Raw genomic sequence first — 22,060 nt, 5'->3', positions numbered from 1 at the left:
ATTCAGTAAATCAAGCTAGGATAGCACTTTGGTTGCCAAGATGGCCTTGCCTTCTTTTATCAAGGGGTGACGAAACAGTGAGAAATACAGTTGGATAGTCATGGCAACCCAGATTAGGGGTTCGCAAAGGATAACTCCCTTATAGCCTGCCCAAGGGATAATCAAGACTACAAAAGCGATTTTTCCGATTAGTTCAATAAAACTAGAAACTAGAGGAAGGACCTTTTGCCCCAATCCCTGCAAGCAATTGCGATAAATCAACAAGAGACTCAAAATGGGATAGAAGGCTGAACTGATTTGCAGATAGAGACTTCCATTTTCTATCAAGTAATCATCTGTCGAACTAGCCAAGAAGGAAACCAATGCTGGACTGGCAAAAAAGAGGAAGATACAAACAAAAACTGCCCAGGATATACTTAAACGACTGCCGATTCGAAGACCTTGAACAATGCGGTCTGGGCGCTTAGCACCTAAATTCTGAGAAGCAAAGGTCGTCATCGAAGCGGAAATAGCGGTCATAGGAAGAAGGGCGAAGGCCATAATGCGTCGAGCCGCCGTCTGGGCACTAATAATCACTGCACCAAAGGTATTAACAGAAGACTGTAAAATCACACTGCCGATGGACACAATTGAACTCATCAAGCCCATAGCCAAACCTTGCTCCAAGAGATCCGCGTACAAGGCCTTATCCCATTTGAAATGCTTGAGTTGCGGGAGCAGTTCTGGAACGCTCTTGCGGATATAGTAAAAGCAAAGAACCGCTGATAAGCCCTGCGAAATGATGGTAGCAAGTCCCGCAGATTGAACTCCAAGATGCAATTGCGTAATAAAATAGAGATCCAGAACCACATTAACCAAGGCAGAAAAAATCAAAAATCCAAGGGCGGCTAGACTGTCTCCAATAGACCGCAACAAACCTGCAAAAAGATTATAGGCAAAGCTGACACCGACACAGGTCACAATCATAGAAATATATTGATAAGATTGAGGAAGGATTTCTGCAGGAGTATCTAGGTATTGCAAGAGAGGATACAAACCAAGAAAGCCCATTAGCATGACCACAATACTCAAAAGAGCACCTAAAATCCAGGTGGCTGCTACTGCTTCCTTGATTTTAGTGAAATTCCGAGCCCCATAATAACGGGCAATGACAATTCCCATGCCATTGCCAACACCAAGAGTAAAACCTACAATCAGGTCAAAAATCGCTGTCGTCGCCCCTACCGCTGCCAAGGATTCTTGACCAAGAAATCGTCCAACAATCAAGACATCAGCAGTATTATAGAGCTGTTGAAAAATATTTGATAGCAAGATTGGGAAGGCGAAACTTAAGAGCGAGGGAAGAATCGGACCATGTATCAGGTCCACTGTTCGTTTTTTATTCATAAAGCTATTATATCAGCTTTCTATAGGAGCGACAAGAAACAGCAAACTATAGGCAATCTGAAATCTTGCACAAAGAATCGAAAAAGCAGTGGATTTCTCCACTACTTTGACAGCTTATTCTTCAATTTCGATTTCAAGTTCATCGCCTAGGTCAAGTGTAACTTCTTCATTCACAGAGTCTTCTTGAACTGCTTCATCTTTTTTGTCTTCAGCAGTTTCTTCTCCATCAATCAAACCAAATTGAACACGGACTTGATGGTCAATCTCATCAAAGACTTCTGGGTTATCTGCCAAGTATTTCTTAGCATTTTCAGAACCTTGCCCGATTTTCTCATCCTTGTAAGAGTACCAAGCTCCTGCTTTTTTGATGATATCCAAATCGCTTGCGATCTTCAAAAGTTCACCAGTCTTAGAAATCCCTTCTCCGTACATGATTTCAACGAAGGCTTCCTTAAATGGTGGAGCCACCTTGTTTTTCACGACCTTGATCTTAGTTTCTTTACCGACATTGGTGTCTTTTTGATCACCAGTTCCTTTGATTTGTGTGCTTCCACGAACATCCAAACGGACTGATGCGTAGAATTTCAGAGCACGTCCACCAGGAGTTGTTTCTGGATTTCCAAACATGACCCCAACTTTTTCACGTAATTGGTTGATAAAGATGGCAATTGTTTTGGTTTTATTGATAGAAGCACCAAGTTTACGCATAGCCTGGCTCATCATACGAGCCTGCAAACCAACGTGGCTATCTCCGATATCTCCATCAATTTCCGCACGAGGTACAAGGGCAGCAACTGAGTCGACTACGACAAGATCCACGGCTCCTGAGTCAATCAATTTTCCTGCAATCTCAAGACCTTGCTCTCCTGAGTCTGGTTGTGACAAGAGCAATTCGTCAATATTGACCCCAAGAGCCGCAGCATAAGCTGGATCAAGGGCATGCTCCGCATCGATAAAGGCTGCAATCCCACCTTCTTTTTGCGCTTGCGCAACTGCATGAAGGGCAACCGTTGTCTTACCAGATGACTCTGGCCCATAGATTTCAATGATACGTCCCTTAGGATAACCACCTGAACCAAGGGCAATATCAAGAGCCAAGGAACCTGAGCTCATCACTTGCACTTTTTGCTCTGCACGTTCACCCAAACGCATGATTGAACCTTTACCAAAGTCTTTCTCAATCAATTTAAGAGCATCATTCAAGGCTTTTTCACGTTCTGCCCCGAATTTTTTTGAAATTTCATCTAATTTTTTTGGTTTTTTCGCCATTCTATTCTCCTACATTCTAATGGTCCTCAGACCTATCTACTATTATATCAAAAGTTAGTCACTTAATAAAGCCTTGCGAACTAGGTTAAAGGCATGCATAACCGCAATGTGCCGTACATCTGCTCGACTTCTGCCTCCAATATTAACCTTGATGACCTCAGTTCCATGCTCCTGTGCCAAGCCTATAAAGACTGTCCCAGCTGGGTGCCCTTCTAGGCTATCTGGTCCTGCCACTCCAGTCAAGCTAATGCCAAAATCTGACTGGGTCTTGCTTCGTACCTGTTCAGCCATCTTCTGAGCTGTATATTCAGACACCACACCCTGTTCTTCCAAATCCTTGACAGGAATATCCAACATCTTTGATTTTTCCTCCAAGCTATAGGTTACAAAACCACCCTTAAATATACTTGAAGCACCCGAAAAATCCGCTACCCTAGCTTGGAAAAGACCAGCCGTCAAACTCTCAGCAGCCGTGATGGTTTTCCCCTGCCTTTTCAGTTCTTCTACCACAATGCTAGCTAAACTAGTTTCTTCCCCATAACCATAACAAAGATCTCGTAAAGAAATTCCTTCGAAAGTCTGGTGGTCCAAGATTTGATTTTCCAAGATATCCAGCACTTGATTCGCTTCTTCTTGACTGCTAGCCTTTGTTGACAGACGCAGAGTAACTTCTCCTGTCTTGGCATAAGGGGCCAAGGTCGGATCTGTTTGATTACCAATCAAATCAGCCAAAATCGTAACCAGCTGGCTCTCGCCAATTCCAAAGAAACGAAGAACGCAGGAATATAGCTTACTCCCTGTCATCAACTTAGGTAGAAGTTGGTTTAAAACCATGGGTTTTAATTCACTTGGTGGACCGGGAAGGACGACATAGGTCACTCCATCGACTTCCAAAATGCCTCCCACAGCCAGTCCTGTTTCGTTGGGCAGTGGAGTCGCTCCTTCTACAAGTTGAGCTTGTCTTTCGTTATTCGGTGTTCGGGCATAGTCGGGTCGCTGGGCAAAAAAGACATCTAACTTCTCCTGAGCCTGAGAATCAAAGACTAATTCTTTCCCTAAAAATTTAGCTAGGGTTTGTTTGGTCAAATCGTCCTCAGTTGGTCCCAAACCACCTGTTAAAATCACTAGACTGCTACGTTGACTGGCAATCTCAAGCAGGGATAAGAGACGAGCTTCATTGTCTCCTACAGCCGTTTGAAAATAAACATCTACCCCAATTTCTGCTAGTTTTTCCGATAAAAACTGAGCATTGGTATTGACAATCTGTCCTGTCAAAATCTCTGTTCCAACAGCAATGATTTCTGCTTTCATGTTTCCTCCTACCTATCTATTCGTATTTTTCTGAAAAAATCGCAGGAAATTTCCCACGATTTCATTATTAATTTTGTTCTATTTCTACACTTGAAGCATTCGTTGGTGTAGCAGTTCTTCCAAGAATTGCTTCGTATAACACAGCATTGGTTTCTACTTCAGTTACTTCCTCTTTACCTAGTGAACGACGTAAGAGATTTTGCATTTCTAACATATGCTCAGTTGTAACAATCTGGTAAGAAATGCCCTGCAGTTCAGCATCTTCTCCTCGCAATTGATGTGTTTCAATATTCTTGAAGGAATCTTGATAACCAAGTAATTGTGGAATACTTTTCGCTGATAAATCAATGTTGGTCTGCATATTGGTACTTAGGGCTTTTAGGATAGACTGATAGTGACTAACACTATTCAAGCTAAGAACTTTTTCAACAACCTTTTGAATGACTTCACGCTGACGCTTCTGACGTCCGTAGTCCCCTTCTGGATCTTGGTAGCGCATGCGAGAATAAACAAGCGCTTCTTCACCATTTAGAGTTTGCTGTCCAACACCAATGGAAATTTTATTAAATTCTTCCTGGTCAGTAATCGAAATTGGAAAACCGAGTGTATTATTTACAGTCACCCCGCCAACTGCATCAACCAATTGTTGCAGCCCCTGCATATTCACCATAACGTAACGATCGATATGAATATTCATCATTTTCTGGATAGTTGAGATTGCCAATTCCGCACCACCACCAGCATAGGCAGCGTTTAACTTCGCTTCTTCAATACTACCATCTTTATGCTGAATTTTAGTCAAGATATCACGTTCCAAACTCAACATCGTTGTTTTTTTCGTATGCGGATTAACCGTTAAGAGAATCATGGAATCACTATTTCCCTCCCAAGGGTCAGTTCGTTCTACGTTTCCAGTATCAACCCCCATTAAAAGGATCGTTAAGGGTTCAGTCGCCTCAATAACATTGGTTTCTTCCCCTATTTTTTTATAGGTCTTTGATAAGGTTTGTGTGCCTTGCTGATAAATGGTATAAGCAAAAACACCGACACCCAAAACTGTCACAGCTAGAAAAGCTAGCACCATTCCAATAATTTTTTTAACCATATTTCTATCAATCTATCAGTCTACCCATCAGGTAAACATCTATAAATTTCCCTTCTTCTATGTACGCACCGCGATCTTGTCTACCTTCAATGACAAAACCATTCTTTTGATATAAATGAACTGCAGCCTGATTACGAGTTTGGACAGTGAGTTGAAGTCGACGAAGAATGCCACTAGCCTTCGCCCATTCTACAACTTCTTCAAGTAACAAACTCCCCAGTCCATTATTCCAATACTTCTTACCAGTCACAATGAAGAGATCTCCAATATGCCGAACTCTCTTGCGCTGGTCAGCTGTAATATTTACAATACCAGCAATTTCATCATTCAGCAAGGCTAGTAAAGTGATTTGATTTTCTGAATGAGCCTGTTTATCCAAAAACAACTCCATCTCAGTATCTGTCATCAAAATGCCATCCCTGTCCAGACTGGTAAAATCTGTTTCTACACTGACACGATTTAAAAATGATACTAACTCAGCCGCATCTTCAACTTCTGCTTCCCTAATGAGCAACTCATACTCCATGTTGAAGCTCCTCTAAGAGTTTTTCTGCACGTAAACCCTTTGCTTGGAAATTCAGCCTGCGACCGTCTTCTTCTTTTAGAATTTCCAATTCTAAATAAGTATCTGGTAAGGCATCACCTAAAAGATGTCCCCACTCGATGACAGTCACCCCGCCACCAAAGAGAAACTCATCTAAATCAATAGAATCAGCATCCCCCTCAATGCGGTAAACATCTAAATGATAAAGAGGAAGACGACCTTCATACTCTCTTACGATAGTGTAGGTTGGACTCTTAATCATCTGAGTAATATGTAATCCTTTAGCAAGACCTTTTGTAAAGGTCGTTTTGCCTGCTCCAAGTTCTCCAGTTAGAATTAAGACATCATTCTTTTCTAATAAATAGCCCAAACGTTCCCCTAAGGACTGTAACTCTTCTTCGTTTTTAGTGTACATGTTTCTATTATACCAAAAACTTGTTCTTTGTCTAGGTATTATCTCTGAATTCCATATTATGAATTAAAAACTTGAGCCAGTCCTTGTTATGATCTTAAAATAGGAACAGTAAAAAGATAACTAATAAGATATCTCTCATCAAATGACTGTAAAATGAAACTTCCCAACGAATGACTTTTGGCACCAACAGTTCTAGAAATAGCATTCCCAAGGCAATATAAAAGGTCATGGATAATAGCATCCAAGGATTTCTGAGAAAGATTAGAATAGCTAATCCACTAATAAAACACATTTCCTTCTTTCCAAAAATCTTTTTCAATCCATTTACATACTTCTGAATCGGCAGAAAAACTAACAAATCAATACCAAATAAGAAAAAGAAACTCGGTAGAAAGGCTTCCACACCCCCTTCTACGGATCTATTTCCTGCAAGGATATGTTCTATGACAATTAAAGCTAAACCCAAAATATTTACTAATAGCAAGAGACTATACAAGAATTGTTGCTTATCTTCCTTAAAAACTGAATAAGATTGATTTCTCTGCCCTCTATAGTAGTTTATCCCTGCCCCAATACTGGCAAGGAGCAACATACCCACTAAATAATAGAAGCAGTTTTGATTTAACATCAAGGTCCAAGTCGATAAACTTAAACAAGAACAGCTACTAATACCAAAAACTGTCAGCAATAACAAAATACGAATTTGCTTTTTCATTTTTTCCATCATTCTTCCTCCCTTACTTGCTCTTATTATAGGCTAGAAATCCTCCCCATTGCTAGAATATTTCTCAACTGTCAGTTTTCTACTCTAAAATGCAAAAAAGTTTGATGCAAGTAACCCTTACATCAAACTTTTACTACTTTCCGTCAAACCAAAGAGTAATTTCTCGCTTAGCTGACTCTTCTGAATCTGAACCATGCACAACATTTTGAATAGCTTGGTTTTCTCCAGCAGCTTTTGCAAAATCACCTCGAATAGTTCCTGGTAAAGCTTCCTCTGGACGAGTAGCACCCATCATGGTCCGCCAAGTTTCAATTACTTTGGGACCAGAAATGATACCTACAAGAACTGGGCCTGAAGTCATAAATTCACGAATCGGTGGGTAAAAACTTTGACCAACCAAGTCCTGATAGTGCTGATCAATCAACTCTTCTGAAACCTGTGAACGCAACTCCAATTTTTCGATTGTAAATCCACGTTGTTCGATGCGTTTCAACACTTCACCTACTAATCCTCTTTTTACACCATCTGGTTTAATGATAAAGAATGTTTGTTCCATACCCGTCTCCTTTGTCAGCTTCTTTCTTTTATTTTACCACATTTCATGGAAAAATGGAGAAAGTTTTCAGAAAAGAGAAAGAGAACCCGAAGGCTCTCTCATTCTCTCTTATTCTACTGTTTCTTCCACAGTTTCAACGGCAGTGTCCACAACTACTTCTGTTGTCTCTTCATTTCCTTCTTCCTCTACTGGAGGATTAAGGTATTCTTCTTCGTTGATAGCTTGTGGTTCAAGGTTACGGTAACGGGCCATACCAGTACCTGCTGGGATGATCTTACCGATGATAACATTTTCTTTAAGTCCAAGGAGATGGTCTTTCTTACCACGGATAGCCGCGTCAGTAAGGACACGAGTTGTTTCCTGGAAGGAAGCCGCTGACAAGAAACTGTTGGTTTCAAGTGAGGCTTTGGTAATTCCCATAAGAACTGGGCGACCTGTCGCTGGAACTCCACCTGCAATAAGGACATCTTTGTTGGCATCTGTAAAGTCATTGATATCCATGAGGGTACCCATGAGAAGATCTGTGTCACCTGGATCCATGACACGAACTTTACGGATCATTTGACGAACCATTACCTCGATGTGTTTGTCACCGATTTCTACCCCTTGGCTACGGTAAACTTTTTGTACTTCACCGAGAAGGTAAGTTTCAACTGACAAGACATCACGAACTGCAAGGAGACGTTTTGGTTGGATAGAACCTTCTGTCAGAGCAGCACCACGCGCTACTTGGTCCCCAACTTCTACACGCATACGAGCTGTAAATGGAACGACATATTCCCCTTCGCCAGTTTCACCCTTAACAAAGACTTTCTTAGTACGAGTTGATGCATCTTCTTCGATAGCTGTAACTTGTCCTTTAACCTCTGTGATAACCGCTTCCCCTTTAGGATTGCGAGCTTCAAAGATTTCTTGGACACGAGGAAGACCCTGAGTGATATCGGTATTTGAGGCAACCCCACCCGTGTGGAAGGTACGCATTGTAAGCTGTGTACCAGGTTCCCCGATAGATTGGGCAGCGATTGTACCAACTGCTTCACCAACTTCAACCGCATCACCAGTCGCCAAGTTGATACCATAACAGTGACGGCAGACACCATGACGAGTGTTACATGTAAATACAGAGCGGATAGTCACTTCTTCCACACCAGCGTTGACAATTTCACGCGCCTTGTCTTCTGTAATCAACTCATTTGGACCGATAATCACTGCACCAGTTTCTGGATGTTTAACAGTTTTCTTAGTGTAACGACCGTTGAGACGCTCTTCAAGAGACTCGATCATTTCTTTTCCTTCTGCGATAGAACGGATCAAGAGACCACGGTCAGTTCCACAGTCGTCCTCACGGATGATAACGTCTTGGGCAACGTCAACCAAACGACGAGTCAAGTAACCTGAGTCGGCTGTCTTAAGGGCCGTATCGGTCATACCTTTACGGGCACCGTGAGTTGAGAAGAACATTTCGAGTACTGACAAACCTTCGCGGAAGTTTGAAAGGATTGGCAATTCCATGATACGTCCGTTAGGAGCAGCCATCAGACCACGCATACCGGCAAGCTGTGAGAAGTTTGAGATGTTACCACGGGCTCCAGAGTCCATCATCATAACGATTGGGTTCTTAGGATCTTGGTTGGCAATCAAACGTTTCTCTAGTTTTTCACGGGCAGCACGCCATTCAGCTGTAACAGCATTGTAACGCTCGTCGTCTGTGATCATACCACGACGGAATTGTTTTGTGATTTGTTCTACACGTTTGTGTGATTCTTCAATGATTTCAGCCTTGTCATCAACGACCGGGATATCGGCAATACCCACTGTCAATCCTGCAAGAGTTGAGTGATGGTAACCGAGGTTCTTCATACGGTCAAGTAGGGCAGAAGTTTCTGTCGTACGGAAACGTTTGAAGATTTCAGCGATGATATTTCCAAGGTTTTTCTTCTTGAATGGAGGGTTAAGTTCAAGATTGCTGATTGCTTCCTTGATATCTCCACCAAGTGGCAAGAAGTATTTAGCTGGAACGCCTTCTGTCAAGTTGGCATTGTTTGGTTCTTGCAAGTATGGTAGACCCTCTGGCATAATGTCGTTGAAGAGGATTTTACCAACTGTTGTAAGCAAGACCTTGTGTTTTTGCTCTTCTGTCCAAGGCTTGTTGAGGCTGTCTGTTGCGATACCAACACGTGAGTGGAGGTGAACATAACCATTACGGTAAGCCATAACCGCTTCGTCACGGTCTTTGAAGACCATTCCTTCACCTTCACGACCAGCTTCTTCCATTGTCAAGTAGTAGTTACCCAAAACCATGTCCTGAGATGGAGTAACAACTGGTTTACCATCTTTCGGGTTCAAGATATGCTCAGCAGCCAACATCAAGATACGAGCTTCTGCTTGGGCTTCTTCTGAAAGCGGTACGTGGATGGCCATTTGGTCTCCGTCAAAGTCGGCATTGTAGGCTTCGCAGACAAGTGGGTGCAAGCGAAGGGCCTTACCATCAATCAAGACTGGCTCGAAGGCTTGGATACCCAAACGGTGAAGGGTCGGTGCGCGGTTCAAAAGTACTGGGTGTTCTTTAATTACTTCTTCAAGAATATCCCAGATACGCTCATCTCCGCGTTCCACCAAACGTTTAGCTGCTTTGACGTTTTGCACGATATCACGGGCAACAATTTCACGCATCACGAATGGTTTAAAGAGCTCAATAGCCATTTCACGTGGCACACCACATTGGTACATCTTAAGAGTTGGACCAACGGCGATAACGGAACGTCCTGAGAAGTCAACACGTTTACCGAGCAAGTTTTGACGGAAGCGTCCTTGTTTACCTTTAAGCATGTGGCTCAATGATTTAAGAGGACGGCTACCTGGTCCTGTGATTGGACGACCACGACGTCCATTGTCAATCAAAGCATCAACTGCTTCTTGAAGCATACGCTTCTCATTTTGAACGATGATACCTGGTGCATTCAACTCAAGCAAACGAGCCAAACGGTTGTTACGGTTGATAACACGGCGGTAAAGGTCATTCAAGTCAGATGAGGCAAAACGGCCACCATCCAACTGCAACATTGGACGAAGATCTGGTGGAATAACCGGAAGGATGTTGAGAATCATCCATTCAGGTTTGTTTCCAGACTTATAAAAGGCATCCAAAACATCCAAACGACGGATGGCTTTGACACGTTTTTGTCCAGTCGCTGTTTTTAACTCTTCTTTGAGTTCAGCAATTTCTTTTTCAAGATCTACTTGTTTCAAAAGGTCTTGGATAGCTTCGGCACCCATCTTGGCAACGAATGAACCATAACCATATTCACGCAAGCGCTCGCGGTATTCGCGCTCTGTCATAATAGACTTGTGCTCAAGTGGTGTATCCTTAGGATCAATCACCACATAAGCCGCAAAGTAGATAACTTCCTCGAGGGCACGAGGGCTCATATCAAGGGTCAAGCCCATACGGCTTGGAATCCCCTTGAAGTACCAGATGTGAGATACAGGAGCTTTCAATTCGATATGTCCCATACGCTCACGACGAACTTTCGTACGCGTTACTTCAACCCCACAACGATCACAAACAATTCCTCTGTAACGAATGCGTTTGTACTTACCACAAGCACATTCCCAGTCTTTTGTAGGACCAAAGATAACTTCATCAAAGAGTCCTTCACGTTCTGGTTTCAAGGTACGGTAATTGATTGTTTCAGGTTTTTTGACTTCTCCATAAGACCATGAACGGACTTTACTTGGAGAAGCTAGGGTGATTTGCATACTTTTAAAACGATTTACATCAACCACTATTTCTTCCCTTTCTATTCTAAGTGAACTGCTTATTCTTGTTCAGCAGCTTCTTCTGTTGCTTCCGCTTTTGTTGCTTTCTCAGCTTCTTCAGCTTCAAAGGCTGCTTTAGCCTCTTGGGCTGCTTTTTCGCGGGCTTTTTCAAGGTCATCTACGTGGATGACATCTTCGTCCATTCCTTCATCCAAGTCACGAAGTTCCACTTCTTGGTCATCTTCGTCTAGGACACGCATGTCAAGACCAAGAGATTGCAATTCTTTGACAAGAACTCGGAAGGATTCTGGAACACCTGGTTTTGGAATTGGTTTTCCTTTTGTAATGGCTTCATAAGCTTTCAGACGTCCGTTGATATCGTCAGACTTGTAAGTCAAGATTTCTTGAAGGACATTTGACGCACCGTAGGCTTCAAGAGCCCAAACCTCCATCTCACCGAAACGTTGTCCACCAAACTGAGCTTTACCTCCGAGTGGTTGTTGGGTAACAGTTGAGTAAGGTCCGACTGAACGCGCGTGCAATTTATCATCAACCATGTGGTGGAGTTTGATCATGTACATGACTCCAACAGAAACACGGTTATCAAACGGTTCCCCAGTACGTCCATCGTAAAGGATTGTTTTGGCATCGCTATCCATACCAGCTTCTTTAACAGTTGACCAAAGGTCTTCAGAACTTGCTCCGTCAAAGACTGGTGTTGCGATGTGAATACCAAGAGTACGAGCAGCCATACCAAGGTGAAGCTCCATAACCTGACCGATATTCATACGTGATGGCACCCCAAGTGGGTTCAACATGATATCGACTGGAGTTCCGTCTGGAAGGTAAGGCATGTCTTCTACAGGAACGATACGAGAGACAACCCCTTTATTTCCGTGACGTCCGGCCATCTTATCTCCGACCTTAATCTTACGTTTTTGAGCGATGTAGACGCGAACCAGCATGTTGACACCTGATTGCAACTCATCTCCATTTGCACGTGTAAAGATCTTAACATCACGAACGACACCATCGGCACCGTGTGGTACACGAAGAGAAGTATCACGCACTTCACGAGATTTATCTCCGAAGATAGCGTGCAAAAGACGTTCTTCAGCTGAAAGGTCTTTCTCACCCTTAGGTGTTACTTTACCTACAAGGATATCGCCTTCTTTAACCTCAGCACCGATACGGATAATACCCATTTCGTCAAGGTCTTTAAGGGCATCTTCCCCAACGTTTGGAATTTCACGAGTGATTTCTTCAGGCCCAAGCTTTGTATCGCGTGTTTCTGATTCGTATTCTTCAAGGTGGACAGATGTGTAGACATCGTCTTTCACCAAGCGTTCGCTCATGATAACAGCATCCTCGAAGTTGTAACCTTCCCAAGTCATGTAGGCAACGATTGGGTTTTGTCCAAGCGCCATTTCTCCATTTTCCATGGAAGGTCCGTCAGCAATGAAATCGCCTTTTTCAACGACATCGCCAACTTTTACAAGCGTACGTTGGTTGTAAGCTGTACCTGAGTTTGAACGACGGAATTTTTGGATGTGGTAAACGTCCAATGAACCATCTTCACGACGAACTTCTACCTTGTCAGCATCTGCATAGGTAACTTTACCGTCATACTGAGCAATCACAGCAGCTCCTGAATCGTGGGCTGCTTGGTATTCCATACCAGTACCAACGTAAGGTGCTTTAGGATTAATCAATGGTACAGCCTGACGTTGCATGTTGGCTCCCATAAGGGCACGGTTGGAGTCATCGTTTTCCAAGAAAGGAATACATGCTGTCGCAACGGCAACTACCTGTTTTGGTGATACGTCCATATAGTCAACAACATTAGCTGGATACTCTTGGTTGACCCCTTGGTGACGTCCCATGACAACTTTCTCAGCAAATGTTCCATCTTCATTCAGACGAGAATTAGCCTGTGCTACAGTAAATTCATCTTCTTCATCGGCTGTCAACCAAACGATTTCGTTCGTAACAACACCTGTTTCACGGTCAACTTTACGGTATGGTGTTTGAACAAAACCATATTTGTTCAAGTGTCCGTAAGATGACAAGTTATTGATCAAACCGATGTTAGGTCCTTCAGGTGTCTCGATTGGACACATACGACCGTAGTGAGTGTAGTGCACGTCACGTACTTCATATCCAGCACGGTCACGTGTCAAACCACCAGGCCCCAAGGCTGACAAACGGCGTTTGTGAGACAACTCAGAAAGTGGGTTGTGTTGGTCCATGAACTGTGACAACTGTGATGAACCAAAGAATTCTTTAACCGCAGCTGTTACAGGACGGATATTGATAATTTGTTGTGGTGTCAAGACTTCGTTGTCCTGGACAGACATACGTTCACGGACATTACGTTCCATACGAGAAAGCCCAAGACGTACTTGGTTGGCAAGCAATTCACCAACGGCACGGATACGACGGTTTCCAAGGTGGTCGATATCATCTACACGACCAAGTCCTTCAGCCAAGTTGAGGAAGTAGCTCATCTCAGCAAGGATATCTGCAGGAGTGACGATACGAACCTTGTCATCTGGATTAGCATTACCGATGATCGTTACAACACGGTCGGGATCAGTTGGAGCAACAACCTTGAATTTTTGAAGAACAACTGGCTCAGTCACAACAGCTGCATCATTTGGAATGTAAACAATCTTGTTCAAATCACCATCCAAATGGCTTTCAATGCTTTCAATCACACTACGAGTCATGATTGTTCCAGCTTCTACCAAGATTTCTCCTGTTTCAGGATCTACCAATGGCTCTGCAATGGTTTGGTTGAGCAAGCGTGTTTTAACATTGAGTTTTTTATTGATTTTGTAACGACCAACAGCTGCCAAGTCATAACGACGTGGGTCAAAGAAACGAGCCACAAGCAAGCTACGTGAACTTTCAGCAGTCTTAGGCTCACCTGGACGAAGGCGTTCGTAAATTTCTTTCAAAGCTTCGTCTGTACGAGAGTCCATTGGGTTCTTATGGATATCTTTTTCAACAGTGTTGCGAACCAATTCGCTATCACCAAAGATATCAAAGATTTCATCATCACCTGAGAAACCAAGAGCACGAACCAAGGTCGTAAATGGAATCTTACGAGTACGGTCGATACGAGTGTAGGCAATATCTTTTGAGTCGCTTTCAAGTTCCAACCAAGCTCCACGGTTAGGGATAACAGTTGAACCGTAACCCACTTTACCGTTTTTATCTACTTTGTCATTAAAGTAAACACCTGGCGAACGAACCAACTGCGAAACGATGATACGTTCACCACCATTGATGATGAAAGTGCCCATTTCTGTCATGATTGGGAAATCACCAAAGAAAACTTCTTGGGTCTTGATTTCGCCTGTTTCTTTATTGATCAAGCGGAAGGTTACAAAAATTGGTGCTGAGTAGCTAGCATCGTGAATACGAGCTTCTTCTAGCGTGTATTTTGGTTCCTTGATTTCATATCCAACAAATTCCAACTCCATTGTGTCTGTGAAGTTTGAAATTGGCAATACATCTTCAAACACTTCCTTCAGACCATGGTCTAGAAAATCTTTGAATGAGTCAGTTTGAATTTCAATCAAATTTGGTAAGTCAAGAACTTCTTTGATTCTTGAAAAACTACGACGGGTACGATGTTTCCCGTATTGAACGTCATGTCCTGCCAAGATGATTCTCCTTTGTAAATAAGTTCCAAGCCTTGTCAATCAGGCTTTTCTAATCGTCATATGGTTTTTAAAACCCCTATCACCGTGTCCTCTTGATGAATTTTCAGAATCTTTAAGTATTTGTTACAAGCACTCAAAATCCTGAAAAAAGCACAAAAAGAGCAGCTAAATCTGACTTTTTCAGAAGATTTAACTGCTGTGAGTCTTGTCTGGACAATATTTCAGACAAAACCTACGACAAATGATTACTCATATTATACCCTATTTAGCTAGATTTTTCAAGGGGATTGACGAATTTTTGACAAAATCTTTTCCTATAAGAAAGATTGGCTAAATCGTAACAAAATCTGTTGCGATTTTTCTTTTATTTTAGCTTCAGGAAAACGCTTGCATATTCTTTTACTAAGTGCTATACTGATATAGAAATTTATTGATTGGAGAATCATTATGAGAAAAACACCATCTCACACTGAGAAAAAAATGGTTTACAGCATCCGTTCCCTCAAAAATGGAACTGGTTCTGTCCTTATTGGAGCAAGCCTTGTTCTGCTTGCCATGGCTACACCAACTATTTCAGCCAACGAAAATACTACGAGCAATAAGGGAACTAGTAATGAAACCACTACTGCCCTTGCACAGCCTCTTACTGATACAGCAACGAGCTCTGGTAAGAAGGAAAGTGATATTTCTTCGCCAAAAAATGCAAACGCTTCCCTAGAGAAAAAAGAAGAAAAACAACCTGCAACAGAGGCACCCACTCCGGCTGCAACTCCCGCCGATTCCGCACCACAAACCGGGCAAGATCGTTCCAATGAGCCAACTACTGCTACGAGTCCAGTAACAACTGAAACCAAAGCAGAAGAGCCAATCGAAGACAACTACTTCCGTATCCACGTCAAAAAACTTCCTGAAGAAAATAAGGATGCTCAAGGACTATGGACTTGGGACGATGTTGAAAAACCATCTGAAAATTGGCCTAACGGAGCCTTATCCTTCAAGGATGCCAAAAAAGATGACTACGGCTACTACCTAGATGTCAAATTAAAGGGAGAACAAGCCAAGAAAATTAGCTTCCTCATCAATAATACAGCTGGGAAAAATCTAACCGGCGATAAATCGGTAGAAAAACTGTCACCAAAGATGAATGAGGCTTGGTTGGACCAAGATCACAAGGTTTTCTCTTACGAGCCACAACCTGCAGGAACTATTCGCGTCAACTACTACCGTACAGATGGCAACTATGACAAGAAATCTCTCTGGTACTGGGGAGATGTGAAAAATCCAAGTAGTGGTGAATGGCCTAACGGAACAGACTTTACGGCTACAGGCAAATATGGTCGCTATATTGATATTCCACTCAAAGATGCAGCTAAAGATCTTGGATTTTTATTATTAGACAGAAACAAACAAGGAGACGATGTGAAAATCCGTAAAGAAGATTATAAGTTCACAGATTTGAAAAATCATAGCCAAATTTTCCTAAAAGATGATGACGAAACCATCTACACCAACCCCTACTATGTGCACGATATCCGCATGACAGGAGCTCAACATGTAGGAACTTCTAGCATTGAAAGTAGTTTTTCAACACTTGTCGGTGCTAAAAAAGAAGATATCCTCAAACACTCCAGCATCACTAATCATCTAGGAAACAAAGTAACTATCACTGATGTTACAATCGATGAGGCTGGTAAGAAAGTGACCTACAGCGGAGATTTCTCTGACACAAAACATCCTTATACCGTTAGCTACAACTCTGACAAATTCACTACCAAAACAAGCTGGCGTCTTAAAGATGAGACTTACAGCTATGATGGCAAACTTGGAGCTGACCTCAAAGAAGAAGGAAAACAGGTTGATTTAACTCTATGGTCACCAAGTGCTGATAAGGTTTCTGTTGTTGTCTACGACAAGAATAACCCTGAAAAAGTGGTTGGAACTGTCGCTCTTGAAAAAGGTGAAAAAGGAACCTGGAAACAAACTCTGAATGAAAACTCTGGTCTCGGCATCAGCAATTACACTGGCTACTACTACCACTACCAAATCGAGCGCCAAGGTAAAACTGTTCTTGCACTCGATCCTTACGCTAAATCCCTCGCTGCTTGGAATAGTGACGATGCCAAGATTGACGATGCCCATAAAGTTGCTAAAGCTGCCTTTGTAGATCCAGCTAAACTAGGACCTCAAGACTTGACTTATGGTAAGATTCGCAACTTCAAATCGCGCGAAGATGCTGTCATCTATGAAGCTCATGTGCGTGACTTCACTTCAGATCCTGCCATCGCAAAAGATTTGACTAAGCCATTTGGTACCTTTGAAGCCTTTATCGAAAAACTAGACTACCTCAAAGACTTGGGTGTAACCCACATCCAGCTCCTTCCAGTCTTGTCTTACTATTTTGTCAATGAGTTGAAAAACCACGAACGCTTATCTGACTATGCTTCAAGCAACAGCAACTACAACTGGGGATATGACCCTCAAAACTACTTCTCCTTGACTGGTATGTACTCAAGCGATCCTAAAAATCCAGAAAAACGAATCGCAGAATTTAAAAACCTCATCAACGAAATCCACAAACGTGGCATGGGAGCTATCCTGGACGTAGTGTATAACCATACAGCCAAAGTCGATATCTTTGAAGACCTAGAGCCAAACTACTACCACTTTATGGATGCTGACGGGACACCTCGCACTAGCTTTGGTGGTGGACGCTTGGGAACAACCCACCATATGACCAAACGGCTCCTAGTTGACTCTATCAAATATCTGGTTGATACTTACAAAGTGGATGGATTCCGTTTCGATATGATGGGAGACCATGATGCAGCTTCTATCGAAGAAGCTTACAAGGCTGCACGCGCCCTCAATCCAAACCTCATCATGCTTGGTGAAGGTTGGAGAACCTATGCTGGCGATGAAAACATGCCTACTAAAGCTGCTGACCAAGATTGGATGAAACATACCGATACTGTCGCTGTCTTTTCAGATGACATCCGTAACAACCTCAAGTCTGGTTATCCAAACGAAGGTCAACCTGCCTTTATCACAGGTGGCAAGCGTGATATCAACACTATCTTCAAAAATCTCATTGCTCAACCAACCAACTTTGAAGCTGACAGCCCTGGAGATGTGATTCAATACATCGCAGCCCATGATAACTTGACCCTCTTTGACATCATTGCCCAGTCTATCAAAAAAGACCCAAGCAAGGCTGAGAACTATGCTGAAATCCACCGTCGTTTGCGACTTGGAAACCTCATGGTCTTGACAGCTCAAGGAACTCCATTTATCCACTCTGGTCAGGAATATGGACGCACCAAACAATTCCGTGACCCAGCCTACAAGACTCCAGTAGCGGAGGATAAAGTTCCAAACAAATCTCACTTGTTGCGTGATAAGGACGGCAATCCATTTGACTATCCTTACTTCATCCATGACTCTTACGATTCGAGTGATGCTATTAACAAGTTTGACTGGACTAAGGCTACAGATGGAAAAGCATATCCTGAAAATGTCAAGAGCCGTGACTACATGAAAGGTCTGATCGCCCTACGTCAATCTACAGATGCCTTCCGACTTAAGAGTCTCCAAGATATCAAAGACCGTGTCCAACTCATCACTGTCCCAGGTCAAAATGGTGTAGAAAAAGAGGATGTAGTAATTGGCTACCAAATTACTGCTCCAAACGGTGATATCTACGCAGTATTTGTTAATGCGGATGAAAAGGCTCGCGAATTTAACTTGGGAACTGCCTTTGCCCACCTCAGAAATGCTGAAGTTTTAGCAGATGAAAACCAAGCAGGGCCAGTCGGAATTGCCAACCCGAAAGGACTCGAATGGACTGAAAAAGGCTTGAAATTAAACGCCCTTACAGCTACTGTTCTTAGAATCTCTCAAGGCGGTGCCATCGTTGCCCCAGCTGTGGAAGCAAAACCAGAATTTGACCTTTCTAGCTTAAAACAAGAACAAGGGCAAAATAACAGCCAAGACAATATGTCAAACCGAGTAGTCAAACCGGAACAGCAAACTCCAGCTCCACAAACTAAACCTGATTCTGCAAAACCAGATACAAAAGTAGCTGATGCAGAAAATAAACCTAACCAAGCTACAGCTGATTCACAAGCTAAACTACCAAATACAGGAACCAAAAATGATCACAAACTCCTGCTTGCAGGAATTAGTCTCCTTGCTCTTCTAGGTCTCGGGTTCTTGCTAAAAAACAAAAAAGAGAACTAAACTAGCCCTCCTATAGAACTATCCCCCAAGCCATAACGCTCGGGGGATTGATTTTTATACAATATTTGTCGTCATAATAAACTTGATTAGGATTTTTTATTAAGCCTCTTTCATGGCAAAATAAGCCCGTACTTTTGGAGCCACTTGCGTTCCGAAAAGTTCAATAGCTCTCAGGACTTGTTCATGAGGCATAGAACCAAGCGGTAGATGGAGCATGAAGCGTTCCAATCCTAAATCCTCAATCATGCGAATCAATTTTTCTGCCACTTGATCTGGATTGCCCACAAACATGGCACCATTTGGTCCAACTTGCTCCAAATATTGCTCATAACGCAATTCCTGCCAGTGCGGACGGTCTTTGGAAATAGCATCCACCACTTGCTTGGTCGGATGGAAATAATCTTTTACAGCCTGCTCGCCATCTTCAGCAATCCAGCCCCAAGAATGGGCTCCAACCTTTAGTTCATGACTGGCATGACCCGCTTCGCTACCAATCTCACGATAAGCCTGAATCAATTTTTTAAAATAACGAGGATTGCCACCGATAATGGTATAGACAATCGGTAAGCCTGCCTGAGCAATCTTCACTGTTGATTCGACATGACCACCTGTCGCTATCCACAAGGGTAATTTGTCCTGAACTGGACGAGGATAAACTTCTTTTCCAGAGATTGTTTGGGTCAAGCGACCTTGCCAGTCTAACTTGGTCTTTTCATTAACTAACTGAAGCAAGTCTAATTTTTCATCAAAAAGGGATTCGTAGTCTTTCAAATCATAGCCAAACAAGGGAAAAGATTCCGTGAAAGAACCCCTTCCGGCCATAATCTCCGCACGTCCATTTGACAGAGCATCGATAGTGGCATATTGTTGGAACAAACGAATCGGATCCATGCTCGAGAGAATGCTGACCGCACTGGTCAAACGAATTTTCTTGGTATTGACTGCCCCAGCTGCCAGGATAATCTCTGGGGCTGATACCGCAAAATCCGCTCGACGGTGCTCACCAATCCCATACACATCCAAACCAATCTTGTCAGCCAGTTCAATCTCTGCCACCAACTGGCGAATACGTTCGGCATGACTGTAAGTTTGCCCAGTCCCTTCAAGCTCCGTTGTTTCCCCAAATGTTGAAATTCCCAATTCTACCATTGTGATTCTCCCTGTCTACCCCTGTCCTTCAATTTGAAAAATTATTCTAACACGAATCTTGAGTACAAGCAACCAATTTGCTCACAAGAAAAAGTCTAGATAACTAGACTTTTTTAGCTTATTCTACCGTTACTGACTTAGCAAGGTTACGTGGTTTATCCACATCAAGTCCACGGTGGAGTGTTGCAAAGTAAGCGACTAATTGCGTTGGTACAACCATTGAGATTGGTGAGAGGTAAGGGTGTACGGTCGTAAGGACGATATCATCTGTATCTTTGGCAACATTTTCTTCTGCGATAGTGAGAACCTTGGCACCGCGAGCTGCCACCTCCTGGATATTTCCACGAGTGTGGTTGGCAAGGACTGGATCTGACAAGAGGGCCAAGACAGGCGTTCCTTCTTCAATCAAGGCAATGGTTCCGTGCTTGAGTTCTCCTGCCGCAAAGCCTTCACACTGGATATAAGAAATCTCTTTGAGTTTGAGACTTGCTTCCATGGCTACATAGTAATCTTGACCACGTCCGATATAAAAGGCGTTACGAGTTGTTTCAAGAAGCTCACGAACCTTGGCTTCAATAGTTTCTTTCTCTGAAAGAGTTGATTCGATAGACTGAGCTACGATTGACAACTCATGAACCAAATTAAAGGCTTGCGCTTTGGTATTTCCATTTGCTTCTCCAACTGCTTTTGCAAGGAAGGCAAGGGCTGCGATTTGCGCTGTATAGGCTTTAGTTGATGCTACGGCAATTTCAGGACCTGCATGAAGGAGCATGGTATGGTTGGCTTCACGTGAAAGAGTTGAACCTGGGACATTTGTCACTGTCAAGCTCGGAATCCCCATTTCATTGGCCTTGACCAAAACCTGACGGCTATCAGCTGTTTCACCAGACTGACTGATAAAGATGAAGAGTGGTTTCTTGCTGAGAAGTGGCATACCGTAGCCCCACTCAGATGAGATTCCAAGTTCAACTGGTGTATCTGTCAATTCTTCCAACATCTTCTTAGAAGCAAATCCTGCGTGGTAAGATGTTCCAGCTGCAAGGATGTAGATGCGATCTGCATCTTGAACAGCCTTGATGATAGCTGGATCTACTATTACTTGACCAGCCTCATCTGTGTAGGCTTGGATGAGTTTACGCATAACAGTTGGCTGCTCGTCAATTTCCTTGAGCATGTAGTAAGGATAAGTTCCCTTACCGATATCTGACAAATCAAGCTCAGCAGTGTAGCTAGCACGCTCACGACTATTGCCATCATAGTCTTGAACTTCGACACTATCAGCCTTGACGATGACCAACTCTTGGTCATGAATTTCCATATATTGGTTGGTTTCACGAATCATAGCCATAGCATCTGAGCAGACCATGTTATAGCTTTCCCCAAGACCAATCAAAAGCGGTGATTTATTCTTAGCCACGTAGATGACTTCAGGATCTTGTGAGTCAACCAAAGCAAAGGCATAAGAACCACGGATAATGTGAAGAGCTTTTTTGAAGGCTTCAAGAACTGAGAGACCTTCTTCAGCAAATTTTCCAATCAAGTGAACGGCAATTTCAGTGTCTGTTTGCCCCTTGAAGTGGTGACCTGCAAGGTATTCTTCCTTGATTTCAAGGTAGTTCTCAATCACCCCATTGTGCACCAAAACAAAACGTTCAGTCTCAGAGCGATGTGGGTGAGCATTGTCTTCCGTTGGTTTCCCATGAGTCGCCCAACGAGTATGTCCGATACCAGTTGTTCCCTCAACACCAGCTGTCTTGGCAGACAATTCTGCAATACGACCAACAGCCTTGACTAGATGGTTTTCAGCACCACCTAGGACAAAAATTCCCGCAGAATCATAGCCACGGTATTCGAGCTTTTCAAGCCCTTGAATCAAAATATCAGTTGCATTTGTGTTTCCAACAACACCAACAATTCCACACATAGTATATACGA

General features: G+C 42.9%; 13 protein-coding genes. 1 reads left to right on the top strand and 12 read right to left on the bottom strand.

Annotation, left to right across the window (positions count from 1 at the left end; genetic code table 11):
* Positions 1–15 precede the first annotated feature (15 nt).
* The 10 genes from D8849_RS04980 to rpoB all read right to left on the bottom strand — a co-directional run bounded on the left by D8849_RS04980 (position 16) and on the right by rpoB (position 14,740).
* Positions 16–1,386: an MATE family efflux transporter gene (locus D8849_RS04980; protein WP_125386374.1), complete on the bottom strand. Its 1,371-nt coding sequence runs from the start codon at positions 1,384–1,386 to the stop codon at positions 16–18.
* A gap of 114 nt (positions 1,387–1,500) precedes the next feature.
* Complete coding sequence (gene recA / locus D8849_RS04975) at positions 1,501–2,655, bottom strand: recombinase RecA (RefSeq protein WP_125386373.1); 1,155 nt, start codon at positions 2,653–2,655, stop codon at positions 1,501–1,503.
* 54 nt (positions 2,656–2,709) lie between these two features.
* The gene (locus D8849_RS04970; RefSeq protein ID WP_125386372.1) at positions 2,710–3,966 is read right to left on the bottom strand and encodes a competence/damage-inducible protein A; all 1,257 of its coding nucleotides are present in this window, start codon (positions 3,964–3,966) and stop codon (positions 2,710–2,712) included.
* A 67-nt stretch (positions 3,967–4,033) separates the two neighbouring features.
* A complete protein-coding gene (gene lytR / locus D8849_RS04965) occupies positions 4,034–5,071 on the bottom strand; it encodes a glycopolymer--peptidoglycan transferase LytR (RefSeq protein WP_125386371.1) in 1,038 nt (345 codons plus the stop codon).
* Between the two features lie 7 nt (positions 5,072–5,078).
* Positions 5,079–5,597, bottom strand: a complete 519-nt coding sequence (locus D8849_RS04960) for a GNAT family N-acetyltransferase (protein ID WP_125386370.1) — start codon at positions 5,595–5,597, stop codon at positions 5,079–5,081.
* Positions 5,587–6,030: a tRNA (adenosine(37)-N6)-threonylcarbamoyltransferase complex ATPase subunit type 1 TsaE gene (gene tsaE / locus D8849_RS04955; protein WP_125386369.1), complete on the bottom strand. Its 444-nt coding sequence runs from the start codon at positions 6,028–6,030 to the stop codon at positions 5,587–5,589. Before tsaE ends, D8849_RS04960 begins: the two co-directional genes overlap by 11 nt.
* 94 nt (positions 6,031–6,124) lie before the next feature.
* A complete protein-coding gene (locus D8849_RS04950; protein WP_260467572.1) occupies positions 6,125–6,757 on the bottom strand; it encodes a competence protein in 633 nt (210 codons plus the stop codon).
* A 130-nt stretch (positions 6,758–6,887) separates the two neighbouring features.
* A complete protein-coding gene (gene ndk / locus D8849_RS04945) occupies positions 6,888–7,310 on the bottom strand; it encodes a nucleoside-diphosphate kinase (protein WP_049552313.1) in 423 nt (140 codons plus the stop codon).
* Between the two features lie 108 nt (positions 7,311–7,418).
* The gene (gene rpoC / locus D8849_RS04940; protein ID WP_049487426.1) at positions 7,419–11,096 is read right to left on the bottom strand and encodes a DNA-directed RNA polymerase subunit beta'; all 3,678 of its coding nucleotides are present in this window, start codon (positions 11,094–11,096) and stop codon (positions 7,419–7,421) included.
* Between the two features lie 32 nt (positions 11,097–11,128).
* A complete protein-coding gene (gene rpoB / locus D8849_RS04935; protein WP_033682367.1) occupies positions 11,129–14,740 on the bottom strand; it encodes a DNA-directed RNA polymerase subunit beta in 3,612 nt (1,203 codons plus the stop codon).
* A gap of 447 nt (positions 14,741–15,187) precedes the next feature.
* Between rpoB and D8849_RS04930 the strand changes: the two genes are divergently transcribed.
* Positions 15,188–18,976: a pullulanase gene (locus tag D8849_RS04930; RefSeq protein WP_125386368.1), complete on the top strand. Its 3,789-nt coding sequence runs from the start codon at positions 15,188–15,190 to the stop codon at positions 18,974–18,976.
* A 99-nt stretch (positions 18,977–19,075) separates the two neighbouring features.
* Here the strand turns inward: D8849_RS04930 and D8849_RS04925 are convergent, their stop codons facing one another.
* Both D8849_RS04925 and glmS read right to left on the bottom strand, forming a co-directional pair.
* Entirely contained in the window at positions 19,076–20,125 is a 1,050-nt protein-coding gene (locus D8849_RS04925; RefSeq protein ID WP_125386367.1) for an LLM class flavin-dependent oxidoreductase, read from the bottom strand.
* A 118-nt stretch (positions 20,126–20,243) separates the two neighbouring features.
* Positions 20,244–22,049, bottom strand: coding sequence for a glutamine--fructose-6-phosphate transaminase (isomerizing) (gene glmS / locus D8849_RS04920; RefSeq protein WP_125386366.1), 1,806 nt, complete (start codon positions 22,047–22,049; stop codon positions 20,244–20,246).
* Between the last annotated feature and the right edge of the window lie 11 nt (positions 22,050–22,060).

Origin of the sequence: Streptococcus mitis (assembly GCF_003942765.1) — a bacterium.
GTDB classification, from domain to species: Bacteria; Bacillota; Bacilli; order Lactobacillales; family Streptococcaceae; genus Streptococcus; species Streptococcus mitis_BE.
This window is presented reverse-complemented; position numbering and strand designations above follow the sequence as displayed.

What these genes read in the sequence shown, in the direction of transcription:
- D8849_RS04950 (WP_260467572.1), bottom strand. Translation starts at nt 6,757, where the DNA reads ATGATGGAAAAAATGAAAAAGCAAATTCGTATTTTGTTATTGCTGACA.
- D8849_RS04925 (WP_125386367.1), bottom strand. Translation starts at nt 20,125, where the DNA reads ATGGTAGAATTGGGAATTTCAACATTTGGGGAAACAACGGAGCTTGAA.
- tsaE (WP_125386369.1), bottom strand. Translation starts at nt 6,030, where the DNA reads ATGTACACTAAAAACGAAGAAGAGTTACAGTCCTTAGGGGAACGTTTG.
- ndk (WP_049552313.1), bottom strand. Translation starts at nt 7,310, where the DNA reads ATGGAACAAACATTCTTTATCATTAAACCAGATGGTGTAAAAAGAGGA.
- lytR (WP_125386371.1), bottom strand. Translation starts at nt 5,071, where the DNA reads ATGGTTAAAAAAATTATTGGAATGGTGCTAGCTTTTCTAGCTGTGACA.
- glmS (WP_125386366.1), bottom strand. Translation starts at nt 22,049, where the DNA reads ATGTGTGGAATTGTTGGTGTTGTTGGAAACACAAATGCAACTGATATT.
- D8849_RS04980 (WP_125386374.1), bottom strand. Translation starts at nt 1,386, where the DNA reads ATGAATAAAAAACGAACAGTGGACCTGATACATGGTCCGATTCTTCCC.
- D8849_RS04970 (WP_125386372.1), bottom strand. Translation starts at nt 3,966, where the DNA reads ATGAAAGCAGAAATCATTGCTGTTGGAACAGAGATTTTGACAGGACAG.
- D8849_RS04930 (WP_125386368.1), top strand. Translation starts at nt 15,188, where the DNA reads ATGAGAAAAACACCATCTCACACTGAGAAAAAAATGGTTTACAGCATC.
- D8849_RS04960 (WP_125386370.1), bottom strand. Translation starts at nt 5,597, where the DNA reads ATGGAGTATGAGTTGCTCATTAGGGAAGCAGAAGTTGAAGATGCGGCT.
- recA (WP_125386373.1), bottom strand. Translation starts at nt 2,655, where the DNA reads ATGGCGAAAAAACCAAAAAAATTAGATGAAATTTCAAAAAAATTCGGG.